The organism is Vibrio sp. V15_P4S5T153 (assembly GCF_963874485.1).
Taxonomy (GTDB): Bacteria; Pseudomonadota; Gammaproteobacteria; order Enterobacterales; family Vibrionaceae; genus Vibrio; species Vibrio anguillarum.
Genome location: NZ_CAWNHR010000011.1, coordinates 608,770 through 622,908, shown reverse-complemented (window position 1 = coordinate 622,908; position 14,139 = coordinate 608,770). Strand labels below are relative to the sequence as shown.

Here is a 14,139-nt window from a genome sequence, read left to right as displayed (position 1 = left end):
TGAGATAAAGCCCGATGTTTAGAGCAAGCTATTTGCTGATTATTGTCATCTGTATTGCCCCAGTTGTTCCCGGCCTACTTGGGGTCATACTCTCCTCATTGGGCTATATTCCTCCCGTTGGCTTGCACCACTTTTCTCTAGATGGCTACATCGCCATCTTACAATGGTCGGGAGTCGGGCAATCTCTACTACTTAGCATAGGTTCTGCGTTAATCAGTACCTATCTCGCCGCGGCGATCTGCTTTGTGATATTGCAATCATTGTGGCACAGCCGTCACTGGTCAAAAGTAGAGAACGCTTTATCACCGTTACTGGCTATGCCTCACGTCGCTTTTGCCATTGGTTTTGCTTTTTTATTCTCACCAAGCGGCATGACGGATCGCCTTTTGTATCATCTGTTTGGAACCTCATTCATGGGAGATGGCGCTTCACTTTTAGTACGCAACCCTTACGCAGTCGGATTAACCTTAGCGTTAGCACTTAAAGAAGTTCCTTTTTTACTGCTGATGAGCATCCCCATTTTGCAGCAATTAAACATTGATAAACTGCAACAAGCAGCAGCTTCGCTGGGTTATTCTCAACCCCAACTATGGCTAAAAGTGATCTTCCCACAGTGGTTAAATAAACTGCGGTTTGCCCTCTTTGCCGTGATTGCCTACGGCGTATCCGTTGTCGATTTGGCACTCATTTTAGGCCCCAATAATCCACCAACGTTTGCAGTATTGGTATGGCAGTGGTTTAGTGACCCTAACTTAGCCTTAATTCCTCGCGCCGCCGCTGGCGCCGTTCTGTTGTTTATACTTGCCAGCGCCATGTTATTGATCGTTCTCTTCATCGAAAAGTGTTCCACGCAACACTACAAACGCTGGCAATACTCAGGCCGCTATGCGCTTTCCTTGCCAGGAAAATCACTGTTTTTATTCATCATTACCTTATCTCTGCTGATGTTGCCTTTAATGGTGATCTGGAGTTTTGCACAACGTTGGCGCTTTCCAGATTTATGGCCCAGCCAGTTCAGTACCCGTTTTTGGGACAACGAATGGTTGAATATCGCACCAACCATTTATCAAAGCGTACAATTAGCGCTATTCAGCACTGTGATTGCGCTGGTGTTATCTCTACTCGCTCATGAGTATAAGCTCAAATATCAGCGACATTTACCCAGTTATTTGATCGCCTTGCCAATGCTCATTCCTCAGCTTTCACTGTTATTTGGCATGCAGATCGCCACACTCTTTTTAGCCAGCGATCAGTATTGGCTTTGGGTTACATGGTCACATGTATTTTTCGCCTTTCCTTTTGTCTATCTTGCTTTGGATGGCCCGTGGAAAAGCTACAATCAAAACCTGACTAAAGCAGCGTTAAGTTTAAGAAAAACGCCGTGGCAAGTATTTTGGCAAATTAAAACGCCGCAACTCTTACCAGCCATCGTTTACGCGGCAGCGGTTGGAATGAGTGTGAGCTTAGCGCAATATTTGCCGACTTTGATGCTCGGCGCAGGAAGGATCGCTACTATTACTACCGAAGCCGTTGCACTCTCGAGTGGCTTTGACCGCAGAGTCACCGCCATCTATGCCATTTGGCAAGCCCTACTGCCTTTAATTTTTTTCACCTTGGCGATTGTGATCAGCCGCCTGCAAACTCATCGCCGTACCATGAACCCTATCGTTAAAAAAACTGCCCGTAAGGAAGCCATTACTCATGACGTTCTGCCTCGAAAACCTCGCCATCCATAAACAAAATGGTGAAGCTCTCTTATCGGATTTAAATATCACCATCTCCCCTGGTGAAATTGTTAGCTTAATGGGGCCGAGCGGCTGCGGAAAATCAACGCTACTTAATGTAATTGCGGGTCATTTGGGGAGGGATTTTAGCTTCCAAGGCAGAGTCATACTGGACGATGTCGACATCACTTTGCGGCCTGCACATCAGCGGCAAGTCGGTATTTTATTTCAAGATGATCTGCTCTTCCCACATCTAACGGTTTGGCAAAATTTGGCTTTTGCCTTACCCAACTCGGTAAAAGGCCATGAACGGCAGTCTCAAGCAGAAAAAGCATTACAGAAAATTTCTCTCGAACATCTTGCCAATGCTTACCCAGAACAGATATCTGGGGGGCAGCGAGCACGTATTAGCTTGGCTCGCATGCTACTGGCTCAACCTAAACTGGCACTATTGGATGAACCATTTAGTAAGTTAGATAAAGCACTGCGGATCCAATTTAGGGATTGGGTCTTCAATCAACTGGTCGCCGAAGGCATTCCGACCTTGATGGTCACGCACGATAAAGACGATGTTCCGCCTAACAGCCGCATTTTAACCTGCTCATGGGAGAGCGCACATGCTTGATCGATTTAGTGTCAAAATCATTCGTTGGCCACTAGAGAAAACAGCTCAAGAGCTTCATCGCTTAGGCATTACAGCGAACCAAACGACACTCTGGGGTTTTGCTTTAGGTTGCTGTGCACTTCCTGCACTTGCTTTCTCGCAGTACACGCTGGCATTAATTTTCATCATACTAAACCGGATAGCAGATGGCCTTGATGGTGCGTTGGCAAGAATTCAAGGGGTCAGCGATGCGGGAGGATTTCTCGATATCAGTTTAGATTTTCTGTTTTACTCGCTCATCCCGTTTGGTTTTGTGCTGGCTTCACCTGAGCACAATGCGGTAGCTGGCGCCTTTTTGATCTTTTCTTTTATCGGTACGGGAAGCAGCTTTCTTGCCTTCGCCGTGATGGCCAGCAAGCGAAACATCCACAGCCCTATCTACAAGAATAAATCACTGTATTACATGTCAGGCTTGACTGAGGGTACGGAAACGATTGCTTGTTTCGTCCTGTTTTGTCTTTTTCCTCAACATTTTGCATTGATAGCTTATCTATTCGGCTGCGCATGCTGGTTCACCACCATTACCCGCATTTATTCTGGATTTCAAACACTCTCTAACACTCACTCACGTCAAGAATACAACCATGATTAGCGCTATCACTTTTGGCTTCGAACTACGGCTTCAAATCCAGATAATGTAATACATTGGGTAATCGTATAACTCTTCGAAATTTTCATCAATTGAACCAGTGGCATGCTAAACTGCGCACTTACTAGCGCAGTGGCATAACGATGCCTAAGGTTGCATTGATGACTTTGACCAGACCCGTTAAAATAGCGATCTTACTCTTTCTGATCCCGACTCTTATTTTTTCGTTAGCCATCCCGATATTAATCAATCCGTTGACACGCTATGTGCTGGAAAGCAAACTCGATACCGTCAATCTTTACTTGGCCAATAGAGCTCAGAGCTTAAATGATATGATTTTAGATCAAGTCGCTCAGATAAATTATGAATGCCAAGCAAGCGATATGTCATTAATTCGTGATTCCAAGTACTACAACCGATTTATCAGAATGATCGCGGTTGTCAACAAAGACGGGCGTAGCTGCTCGACTGTCGGTTTCCCATTACAACTTTCGGATGAGTTAAAAGCCTATGACCTCTCTTCAGGGTTTTACATGTCCACCACTCCCGCACTTTTTAATACGGAAAAAGAGTTACTTATTTATTATCAAAAAGAAGGTAATCGAATTTTTTGGATATTAGACAGTAGCTGGCAAGAAGAGATATTAAAAGGTGATTGTATAAATTGCTTTTTATTAAATTTTCATTATTTATCGCCTAGTTTAAATGGATTGAGAATGAGTCGAGGCAATAAAGAGATCGCTTACCAAGACCACATCACAACCATTAGTTACACCATAAAAGAGTTTGATATTCAAGAAACACTCTCTGCTGGTAAAGAATTCAAGCAATATCTTTACTACCAATTAATACATTGGGGTTATCCCATTGCGCTAGCAATTGGCATCTTATTATCTGTTTTTTATTTAAAGTTCAGAAATTATAGAAACTCAATTCAAGGATTAATTCTTAAAGGCATCAAAGATAAACAATTCATCCCTTACTACCAAGCCATTCTTGATAGCCGAGAAGAGAGAGTTATTGGCTATGAGATCTTAGTTCGTTGGTGCAAAGGCAAGGAGATGGTTCCACCAAATGAGTTCGTTGGTCCGGCGGAAACATCCGTTTTAATCATGCAGATAACGAATCAAATCATAAGAAAAGTAATTGATGATTTAGAACAATTCGATGTGCAGCAATGGGTGAGTATCAATATCGTGCCTGCCCATATTGAAAGTGGTGGCTTAGCAGAAACACTAGAAGAACTCAATTGGCCGACCACCAAACAGATTCATTTTGAAATAACAGAAAGAACGCCATTTATTAATATTGAAAATGCAGGTAGGGCACTATCTCATCTTATGGCAAAAGGCTATAAATTCAAAATTGATGATTTTGGTACAGGCTACGGTGGTTACTCATATATACAAAATCTTGGTATTTCTTGTATTAAAATAGACAAAATGTTTATTGATACGATTGGAACTGACGACTTAAAAATAAAGGTACTCAATTCCATTATTCTCTCAGCGCAAGAAGCTAATATTGAAATTATTGCTGAAGGCGTTGAACGCGGAGACCAAGTTGATTATCTTGCTACTCGTGCTGTGTATCTTATCCAAGGATTCATCTATTCTAAACCCTCACCGATTGAACATATTTTGCAAAATTAATAATTCCTGAAGTCGGGAGAAATCACACCATAACCAACTTTATTATGGCGTGATCTTACCTAGTCTCCATTCTACTTAGGAGAAAATCAGTGCTTTCAGGCTGGCTTGCGGATCAATATCTTCAAACTCTGGTGGGTTTTCTAGGCGAGCTTGAAAAGTAAGTGATGGCGCTTCCACCTTCATCCCTTCGATTAAAAAGTCGCAGGTTACGGCTGGTGAATTAACGCATGCAAGCACTTCGCCGCCTTGTTCTAACAACTCTGGTAAACGGCGTAAGATACGTTGATAATCTTTAGTCAGCGCAAAGCTGCCTTTTTGAAACGAAGGAGGATCAATAATAATCAGATCATATGGCCCTGATTTTTTGATTTTTCCCCAAGACTTGAAAATATCATGTCCAAGAAACTTCACTGAATTGAGATTGTGGCCATTTAATTGATGGTTTTCACGGCCTTTAGCCAGTGATGCTTTGGCCATATCGACATTCACAACTTGGTCAGCACCACCAGCAATAGCCGCTACTGAAAAACCGCAAGTATAGGCAAATAGATTCAGTACATTTTTATGTTTAGCGTGAGATGAAACCCACTCACGGCCGTAGCGCATATCCAAAAACAGACCAAAATTCTGGTTACGCCCAATGCTCAATTGGTACTTTAAGCCATTTTCGACCACCACAGGGAAAGGCTCTAATTCTCCCCATACTGTTTCTGAAGGCGCGCCATCGGCATATCGATGCTGAAGTAAAACACAACGACCTTGCTTTTCTAGCCATAACGGACGGGTTGTTAGGTGCGACAAACCCGCTTTTAACTCCGCGAGAAAGTCCTCTTCGACACTTTTAAATAAGTTGACGACCAACTGCCCTTGCAACCAGTCACAAGTGAGCTGTTCTAGACCTGGCCACTGACGACCTCGGCCATGAAATAAGCGGCGAATTTCACCTGTATTGCAGGAGAGCTGCTGCTCAATATGGGTAAAAAAGTGAGGAAGCGCTGAGCGTTGCATTGTTTGTTCTGTCATTTGTTTACTTTCGGCCAAACTAGATTCCAAGGTGTTAACCAAGATTCAATCCCTTGGCTAACAATGTCTGAGTTCCATTTCTGCCCCATCGCTACTTGATTGCGTGGGTCGCAGATAAATTGATACCACAGATCCTGATAGCAAAAACGTAACGCAAAAGCGTGTAGATAGCCTCTATCAGAATCATCATGAGAATGATAAATCGGGTCACCGACAATCGCAGAGCCTAGTGATTTCAAAGCAACCCTAATTTGGTGGGTTTTCCCGGTAAAAGGTTTACATAAAAAGAGACGTTCACCCGGCTCAGCAGAGCAGGAAAAAAACTGCGTTACTGCAGGGTTATTTTGTGTCGCTACTAACTTCCATGACGAACGTCGAGAGCGTTCCATATCACCGCTTATCAAACCCTGTTTCTTTTTAGGCTTTTTACTGCCAATGGCAAGATAGAATTTCTCGACTTCCCTTGCTGCAAAGTTTTTAGACAACTCACTGGCCGCAGCTTGGTGGCGGGCAAGCAATAAAATGCCGGACGTCATTTTATCCAACCGATGAACTAAGTAGAGCTGGCCATCACCTGAAACCTTACCCACTTCTTGCAGCAGCATTGTATCCCCGTCATCTTTGTGCACAGAAACATTGGGATGCTTGTTGATGATGAGAAAATCGTTGTGAGTATAAAGAATATCAAACATGTGAATCACTAACTGCAGAATAGGCGGCTGAGTATAGCGTTAAACAACGCAGATACCAATAAATGCAAGGTTCAAGGCCGTAGGATGATAAAAAGGCTCTCGGATGAGAGCCTTAGGAATGCGCTAAATTAATGAATAAGCAAAGACCATTAAAATCGCCACGGGGCAAACAAAACGCACGTACCATGGCCAAATTTTCCAGAATAGGCTTTGTGCAATGTCTGGGTTACCTTGTTTGATCTCATCAAGCAATTTATTACGATGCCAAACCCAACCCACCACAATAGCCCAAACCACACCTAATAAAGGTTGCATATAGACGGTCGAGACGTTAGCCACTAGGTTAAATAACGCCCCAAAGTTAAGGGAAATGATGATGCTCAGCAGCGCAATGGCTCCACCGATCATCCATGTTGCTTGGCTACGAGTCATTTTTAGTTCATCTTGCGCGCAAGATACTGGTACTTCTAGCATAGAAATTGAAGAAGTTAGCGCTGCGATAACCATCAAAATGAAGAAACCAAAGCCGAGCAACACCCCCGCACTGCCCATATTATCAAACATCGCAGGCAGCACGGTGAAGACTAAATCGCCCGAACTCATCAAGTTGCCTGCATCATCAAAAATTTCGACACCATGATTTTTAGCCACAAACATTGCTGGGAGAATCAAAAGGCCTGCTGCAAACGCCACTCCTGTATCAATCGCCGCGACTTGCGCCGCTGTTTTTGGCAAATTAACATCTTTCTTAAGATATGAGCCATAAACGATCATCGCTCCAACGCCTAAAGAGAGAGAAAAGAAAGCTTGCCCCATTGCGTCTACTAATAAACTGGGAGTGATGTGCGCAATATCAGGGATCAAATACATCTTCAATCCTTCCATTGCCCCATCTTGGGTAAAGATATAAGCAATCATGGCGCCGAATAGAATAAAAAGCACTGGCATCAAACGGGTAGACCATTTTTCAATGCCGTCCGCGACACCTTTTCGCACAACATAAATAGTGAGCAAAGAAAATGCGAGAGCCAGTAAAACATTGCGTAAGCCGCTAAAATTCACTAACCAATCGGCCGCCGTCTGTAAACCCAACAGGCCTAATATAGGGGATGCCGCAAAACCCATAAGCCATCCGGCAAGAATGGAGTAAAAACTGAGGATCATCGATGAGGCAATCATCGCGATAATGCCAAACAGTGCCGCCGCCGCACGATTTTTGGTCCAGATACTTCTTAAAGAAGCGATGGGGTTAGATTGTCCATGTCGCCCGATCGTCAATTCCGCAACCAGCATTGGAAACGCCAGCAAGAATACCATCGCCAAATAAATCACTAAAAATGCCGCGCCACCATTACTTGCCGCTTTGGTCGGAAAACCCCACACATTCCCTAGGCCAACCGCAGAACCTGCAGCCGCCATAATAAAACCAAGTCTCGATGAGAAATGACCTCTTGAACTACTCGCCATAAACTATTTACCAATGTTGTGTTTGTTAGGCAGTGCTAAAAGTGAGTGTAAACTTTTAATTACACAAGTTATAATTTTTAGTCGCACTGAGATGGTGGCAAGTAAAACAGTTTGAGATTAAAATTGGAAGTCCGAACGATATAAATCGTGGATCAGACCGTAGTTTTATAGTTCAATTGTTGCTTTTTTATCCTCAGATCATTTTTTTAAACTGCTATGATCACTTTAGTAACACGATTCATCTGTTACTATTTTCATATTATTCACGCGATAAACTTCCTTACTTTTCCCTTTCCCTTTACTATCGTGACTTATTCTATCGACAAGATTAATGGCATGGACAAGGTTTACCACGTTCTTACTTTAGCAGGCATCGCACTCTATTGGTTTTTGGTCGCCGCAGTCACGCTACGCGTTGTATTGAAACGCCGAGCGGTGAGTGTTTCTCTGGCTTGGCTGATGGTGATTTATATCATTCCGATTGTGGGAGTGATCTGCTATTTTCTTTTTGGTGAGCTAAATTTAGGGCGCAAGCGTGCAGAGCGTGCCAAGGAAATGTTTGCTCCATTTGGTGATTGGTTTAGACAGCTTAACGATTGCCAGGCTCATGCCCCTGAGGGAATGGGTGCTCAAATTTATAAAATTGATGAACTGTGTAACCACCGTATGGGGATTCCGGCCTTAAGTGGTAATACGTTATCACTGCAAACCTCCCCTAACGAAATTCTGCATTCCATCATTGCCGACATTGAACAAGCTCACACCAGTATTCAAATGGTATTTTATATTTGGCACCCAGGTGGATTGGCGGATTCGGTTGCGTCGGCTCTGATCCAAGCGGCCAAACGGGATGTGCACGTTAAGCTGCTGCTTGATTCCGCAGGGAGCCCCCGCTTCTTCAAAAGTCATTGGTATACCATGATGAAAGACGCAGGAGTTGAAGTCGTCCAAGCGTTAGAAGTGAGCCCGTGGCGGATGTTCTTACGCCGCTTAGACCTACGCCAACATCGTAAAATCATTGTTATCGACGATAAAATTGCCTACACAGGCTCGATGAATTTGGTTGACCCGGCCTATTTCAAACAAAACTCCGGTGTGGGTCAATGGGTCGATATCATGGTGCGGATCACTGGTCCTGCGGTCAATGTGCTGTCCGCAGTACATTGCTGGGATTGGGAGGTGGAAACGGGAACACGTATGTTACCAGCACAACCAGAATGTACAATTGGCCCGGATCAACCCCATCATCCAGTACAGGTTGTCCCCTCAGGCCCTGGTATGCCAGAAAACTTAATCTCCCAAGTGTTAACACTGGCTATTAATCAGTCAAACCAATCCGTTAGGATCACTACCCCTTACTTTGTACCTAGTGCAGACCTATTAGCAACGCTAAAAATGACCGCTCAGCGCGGTATCAATGTTGAGATCATTATTCCACATAAAAATGACTCATTGATGGTCAAATGGGCATCTCGCGCATTCTATGGTGAGCTACTGGAAGCAGGGGTGAAAATATACGAATTCTACGGTGGTTTGCTGCACACTAAATCCGTCGTGATCGATAACCAGTTCTGTCTTGTCGGTACAGTGAATATCGATATGCGCAGCCTATGGCTCAATTTTGAAGTCACGCTCGCGATTGAAGACCAATCCTTCACTCAGGAAATGAACTGGCTACAGCAACACTATATAGAACAATCTCACTTGGTTGAGCTACCAATATGGGAGCAACGCCCACTGTATCATAGGTTTTTTGAACGATTGTTCTATCTGTTTAACCCTCTGCTATAAACTTTTTATCTGACTGGGGTTGCCAAGCTAGGCAACTCCATGTTTTAAATAACGAACTCTCTCCCAGACAAGGATTTCGGATGTCAGAAGGTAAAAAAACACTGTTGGTCAATGCGGGTCGTAGTAAAAAGTGGACCAATGGCGTTGTCAACCCACCTATTCAGCGCGCCTCTACCGTTGTATTTGATAGTGTGGCTGAAAAAAATCAGGCCACTGTCAATCGGGCTAATAAAACACTCTTTTATGGACGCCGTGGTACTCATACGCACTTTGCGTTCCAAGAAGCAATGGTGGAAATTGAAGGTGGCGTCGGTTGCGCGCTTTTCCCTTGCGGTGCGGCCGCCATTGCCAATAGTATTCTTTCCTTTGTGCAAACGGGTGACCATATTCTGATGGTCGACACTTGCTATGAACCTACTCGTGATTTTTGTGAAAAAATCATGAAAAAAATGGGCATAGAAACGACCTACTACCCACCGACCATAGGTGAAGGGATCCGTACTTTGATCCAACCCAATACCAAAGTGTTGTTCACTGAATCACCCGGTTCGATCACGATGGAAGTGCAAGATATCCCAACCTTAGCGCAGGTTGCACATGAACATGACATCATTGTCATGCTGGATAACACTTGGGCGGCGGGCGTGAACTTTTCACCTTTTGAACATGGTGTTGATATTTCGATCCAAGCGGCGACAAAATACATTGTTGGCCACTCAGACGTGATGTTAGGAACAGCGATTGCCAATGAAAAATGCTGGGATCAATTGCGAGAGCAAAGCTATTTAATGGGGCAATGTGTCTCACCTGATGACGCTTATTTAGGGCTACGAGGGCTAAGAACGTTAGATGTTCGCTTACGTCAGCATGCTCAAAATAGCTTAACCATTGCGCACTGGTTAGCAGAACAACCTGAAGTGGATCATGTTCGCCATCCTGCGCTAGAGACTTGTCCTGGACATGAGTTTTATCAGCGTGATTTCACTGGTGGTAACGGGCTGTTTTCATTTGTATTAAAGAGCAGTGATACAAAAGCTACGACGGCTTTGCTCGATGGCATGCAACATTTTAGTATGGGCTTTTCATGGGGTGGATTTGAAAGCTTGATTTTAGCTAATGAACCCAAAAGCTTTGATAATTTAAGAACCGTCGCACACCCGCACTTTGCAGGTACACTGATTCGAGTACATATTGGTCTTGAAGATGTAGACGATCTGATCGCTGATCTAAAAGCGGGATTAGAACGCTACAGTGCACAGCTTGCTCTGCGTGCATAATATGAGCGGAAGACCAAAAGGCCGCTGAATCTTAAGCGGCCTTTTGCATATTAGGTTACCCTGAAAAATTAACGCTTGGGGCAATCAGCCAAATGATCGTTCACCATACCCACCGCCTGCATAAAAGCATAACAAATCGTTTCGCCAATAAACTTGAAGCCTTTTTTCTTTAGAAATTGGCTCATCGCCTTAGACGTGGGCGTCGATGTAGGGATATCACTCATCTGCTGCCAATGATTGAGCACTGGTTGACCATCCACAAACTGCCACAATGCTTTGGATAAGGAACCATACTCTTGCTGCAACAGTAAAGCCGCTCGTGCATTGGAATAGACAGAGGCAATTTTTCCTTTGTGCTTCACCACATCGAAATGTTCGATAATGTAAGGTGCCCGCGTTTCGTCGTACTGAGCCAGTTTTTCAAGATCATAACCGTCAAAGGCTAAGCGATAACCTTCGCGCTTTTTCAAAATCGTAATCCAGCTCAGCCCAGCTTGCGCACCTTCTAACGTCAAAAATTCGAACAACTTGACATCATCGTAAACGGGAATGCCCCACTCATTATCGTGATAATCGCGCTCTAAAGGGTGATTCATCGCCCATGCACAAGTCATTTCTGTATGATGCTTCATTTTTTGTTTCCTTACCCTTACCTTCATTTGCGGTGTCAGTTGAACAATGACACTGCAAACCTACGTGCCCTAGCTTTGCTTTTTAAAGCTGATTAAACTCACGATTGACTTTAAATGCTTCAGAGGTGACATAAGCCTCCATTTTCCGGATTTTCTGATCCACTTGAGTTAAATCTTGATCCAATGTCGCCAGCAAAGCTTCGGCGGTTTGTCCTTGCTCCCAAGGCTTATTCTTCAATGTATGTTCGCGTTGGGCTTTTAGCGTTTCAACATACTGAGTAGGCTGCTTTTCTAACATCAGCATCAAAGCCATATAAGCTAAAAGCACTAAAAAACCGCCACCGAGTAGTGCCGCCGAGATGACCAATATACGCACCAACCAAACTTCTAACCCAAGATAATTAGCAAGCCCAGCGCATACGCCAGCTATTTTACCGTTGACCGGATCTTTATAGAGCTCGCGGCTAGCCATGATTTTGTCTCCAAGTCGGTGATTCAGCATCTAAGATGCGTTCAAGGGTTTCAACACGGCTTTGCAGTTTTTCCGCTTTTTCAGATAACGCTTTAATCCGCTCTAAATCCTCTTGTGACAATGAGTTGCTGCTATGTCGTTTACCTCTGTAATGCAGAAAAAGCCATATCGGTGCAACAAAAATCAAAAAGACAATCAGTGGACCTGCGATAAAAAATGATGACATATATGCCACTCCTCGTTATTAGTTTTTGTCCATTTGCTGTTTCAGTTTTGCTAGCTCTTGTTCAATTTCATCTTGCGCTTGAAGTTCAGCAAATTCTTGGTCGAGTGACTTAGCGTTACCGGACATAGCGTAGAGATCGGCTTCAGCTTCAAGTTCATCGACTTTACGCGAGTACTGTTCAAACTTCGCCATCGCTTCATCAGTACGGCTAGTATGCAAATGACGTTGCACATCACGACGGTTGTGCGCAGTTTGGCTACGAAGTGCCAAAGCTTGTTGCTTCACCCGTGTTTCGGCAATTTTGGCCTCTAACTTACCGATTTCCCCAGTCAATTTATCGATAGTTTCTTCTACCAAGGTTTGTTCAGTGTGCAAGCCTTTCTGCATTTCTTGCAATTTCTTTTTTTCAATTAAAGCAGCGCGAGCGAGATCTTCACGCTGTTTAGCAAGCGCCAAGGTCGCTTTTTGTTGCCAATCTTCAATATGAGAGGCCATAGAATCCACTTTACGCGCGAGCTCTTTCTTATCCGCAATAGCTTTGGCCGAATTGGTGCGTACTTCCACCAAGGTGTCTTCCATCTCTTGGATGATTAAGCGGATCATCTTTTCAGGATCTTCCGCTTTATCTAACAGTGCACTGATATTCGAGTTTACGATATCGGCAAAACGAGAAAAAATACCCATGTTCAATCTCCTGATTAGTTGTTCATGACGATGTAGTTATTGGTGAGCCATTTTGAATCGCTCAAAACGTTTAAGACGAGAAGAGATAACCAAGTTTCATGCCATATATAAATTCATTGATAATCAATAGATTAGGCAATATCTCATAGAATGATGATTACTGTGCTATGATGATTTTCGCCAAGATTTGGTGAATTTAACCACCCTTTCAATCACAGTGTGGAGAGTGAACATGCAACAAAACTTACTGGGTGAAGCGCCTCAATTTTTATCGGTACTGGATAAAGTCTCTAAGCTTGCACCGATTGATAGGCCGGTATTAATTATTGGCGAGCGGGGAACGGGCAAAGAGTTAATCGCTCAGCGCTTACACTATCTTTCCAAACGTTGGGACCAACCACTGGTTTCGTTAAACTGTTCAACCTTGAGTGAAGGGTTAATTGACTCTGAGCTCTTTGGTCATGAATCAGGCTCGTTTACCGGAGCCAAAGGACGTCACCAAGGACGATTTGAACGGGCGGAAGGTGGAACTCTTTTTTTGGACGAGCTCGCCACCGCGCCGCTTGCTGTGCAAGAGAAACTACTCCGAGTGATTGAATATGGACATTACGAACGTGTCGGCGGTAGCCAACGGCTTAATGCGAATGTCCGTATCGTCTGTGCAACCAATGCTAATCTTCCACAATTAGCTGAAATTGGAAAGTTTCGAGCTGACTTACTCGACCGACTGGCCTTTGATGTGATCCAGCTTCCACCGCTAAGAGAGCGAAAAGAAGATATTATGCCACTTGCTGAGTATTACGCGATTAAGATGTGCCGTGAACTGAACTTAGCGCTCTTTGTCGGGTTTAGTGCAGAAGCGGCAGATCAGCTTCAACACTACTTGTGGCCGGGAAATGTGCGTGAACTTAAAAATGTCGTGGAGCGTGCTGTCTATCAACATGGAACGGCCTCCCATCCGATTGAAAACTTGGTTTTTAACCCTTTTGCTAATGAGTGGCACAAACCAGATGACCTTACTGGCAATCTCTCCACAGAGCGCCATACTTACACCACTGGCTTTGAATTTCCGATGGATTACAAAATGTGGCAGGAGGATCAGGATAGACAACTACTGAGTGCCGCGCTCAATGCCAGTAAGTTTAATCAAAGACAAGCTGCAGAATTACTCGGCTTGAGCTACCACCAATTGAGAGGTATGGTGAGAAAATATCAACTCGTCGGCAGCAATGATGATTAACCCTAG

At 44.0% G+C, this 14,139-nt stretch carries 14 protein-coding genes; 7 read left to right on the top strand and 7 right to left on the bottom strand.

What is annotated here, in order from left to right:
- The first annotated feature begins 14 nt into the window (after window positions 1–14).
- The 4 genes from AACT42_RS04770 (at window position 15) to AACT42_RS04755 (ending at window position 4,629) form a co-directional block, all read left to right on the top strand.
- A complete protein-coding gene (locus AACT42_RS04770; protein WP_094133764.1) occupies window positions 15–1,736 on the top strand; it encodes an ABC transporter permease in 1,722 nt (573 codons plus the stop codon).
- The gene (locus AACT42_RS04765; RefSeq protein ID WP_094133765.1) at window positions 1,702–2,349 is read left to right on the top strand and encodes an ATP-binding cassette domain-containing protein; all 648 of its coding nucleotides are present in this window, start codon (window positions 1,702–1,704) and stop codon (window positions 2,347–2,349) included. The genes AACT42_RS04770 and AACT42_RS04765 overlap by 35 nt, the downstream gene beginning before the upstream one ends.
- On the top strand, window positions 2,342–2,980 hold the full coding sequence (locus tag AACT42_RS04760) for a CDP-alcohol phosphatidyltransferase family protein (RefSeq protein WP_094133766.1): 639 nt from the start codon (window positions 2,342–2,344) through the stop codon (window positions 2,978–2,980). The genes AACT42_RS04765 and AACT42_RS04760 overlap by 8 nt, the downstream gene beginning before the upstream one ends.
- Window positions 2,981–3,243: 263 nt before the next feature.
- Window positions 3,244–4,629 (top strand): EAL domain-containing protein, encoded by a 1,386-nt coding sequence (locus tag AACT42_RS04755; protein WP_254918703.1) that lies wholly within the window; start codon window positions 3,244–3,246, stop codon window positions 4,627–4,629.
- 75 nt (window positions 4,630–4,704) lie between these two features.
- Here the strand turns inward: AACT42_RS04755 and AACT42_RS04750 are convergent, their stop codons facing one another.
- The 3 genes from AACT42_RS04750 to AACT42_RS04740 all read right to left on the bottom strand — a co-directional run bounded on the left by AACT42_RS04750 (window position 4,705) and on the right by AACT42_RS04740 (window position 7,811).
- On the bottom strand, window positions 4,705–5,637 hold the full coding sequence (locus AACT42_RS04750) for a class I SAM-dependent methyltransferase (RefSeq protein ID WP_094168029.1): 933 nt from the start codon (window positions 5,635–5,637) through the stop codon (window positions 4,705–4,707).
- A gap of 11 nt (window positions 5,638–5,648) precedes the next feature.
- A complete protein-coding gene (locus tag AACT42_RS04745) occupies window positions 5,649–6,344 on the bottom strand; it encodes a TIGR01621 family pseudouridine synthase (RefSeq protein ID WP_013857031.1) in 696 nt (231 codons plus the stop codon).
- A gap of 123 nt (window positions 6,345–6,467) precedes the next feature.
- Entirely contained in the window at window positions 6,468–7,811 is a 1,344-nt protein-coding gene (locus tag AACT42_RS04740) for a sodium-dependent transporter (RefSeq protein WP_013857032.1), read from the bottom strand.
- 336 nt (window positions 7,812–8,147) lie between these two features.
- Between AACT42_RS04740 and cls the strand changes: the two genes are divergently transcribed.
- Window positions 8,148–9,602 carry a cardiolipin synthase gene (cls, locus tag AACT42_RS04735; RefSeq protein WP_026028020.1) on the top strand — a complete coding sequence of 485 codons (1,455 nt, stop codon included), beginning with the start codon at window positions 8,148–8,150 and terminating at the stop codon, window positions 9,600–9,602.
- 80 nt (window positions 9,603–9,682) lie between these two features.
- On the top strand, window positions 9,683–10,879 hold the full coding sequence (locus tag AACT42_RS04730) for a cystathionine beta-lyase (RefSeq protein WP_094133856.1): 1,197 nt from the start codon (window positions 9,683–9,685) through the stop codon (window positions 10,877–10,879).
- 68 nt (window positions 10,880–10,947) lie between these two features.
- Here AACT42_RS04730 and AACT42_RS04725 read toward each other — a convergent pair whose 3' ends face one another.
- The 4 genes from AACT42_RS04725 to pspA are packed head-to-tail and all read right to left on the bottom strand — an operon-like array spanning window position 10,948 to window position 12,893.
- Entirely contained in the window at window positions 10,948–11,538 is a 591-nt protein-coding gene (locus AACT42_RS04725; RefSeq protein ID WP_013857035.1) for a DNA-3-methyladenine glycosylase I, read from the bottom strand.
- Window positions 11,539–11,593: 55 nt separating this feature from the next.
- On the bottom strand, window positions 11,594–11,983 hold the full coding sequence (gene pspC / locus AACT42_RS04720) for an envelope stress response membrane protein PspC (RefSeq protein WP_017043965.1): 390 nt from the start codon (window positions 11,981–11,983) through the stop codon (window positions 11,594–11,596).
- Window positions 11,976–12,209, bottom strand: a complete 234-nt coding sequence (gene pspB / locus AACT42_RS04715) for an envelope stress response membrane protein PspB (protein ID WP_026027627.1) — start codon at window positions 12,207–12,209, stop codon at window positions 11,976–11,978. Before pspB ends, pspC begins: the two co-directional genes overlap by 8 nt.
- An 18-nt stretch (window positions 12,210–12,227) precedes the next feature.
- On the bottom strand, window positions 12,228–12,893 hold the full coding sequence (pspA, locus tag AACT42_RS04710; protein WP_094133855.1) for a phage shock protein PspA: 666 nt from the start codon (window positions 12,891–12,893) through the stop codon (window positions 12,228–12,230).
- A 232-nt stretch (window positions 12,894–13,125) separates the two neighbouring features.
- On the opposite strand from pspA, the gene pspF reads away from it, so the two are divergent.
- The gene (gene pspF, locus AACT42_RS04705; protein WP_094133854.1) at window positions 13,126–14,133 is read left to right on the top strand and encodes a phage shock protein operon transcriptional activator; all 1,008 of its coding nucleotides are present in this window, start codon (window positions 13,126–13,128) and stop codon (window positions 14,131–14,133) included.
- Window positions 14,134–14,139 lie beyond the last annotated feature (6 nt).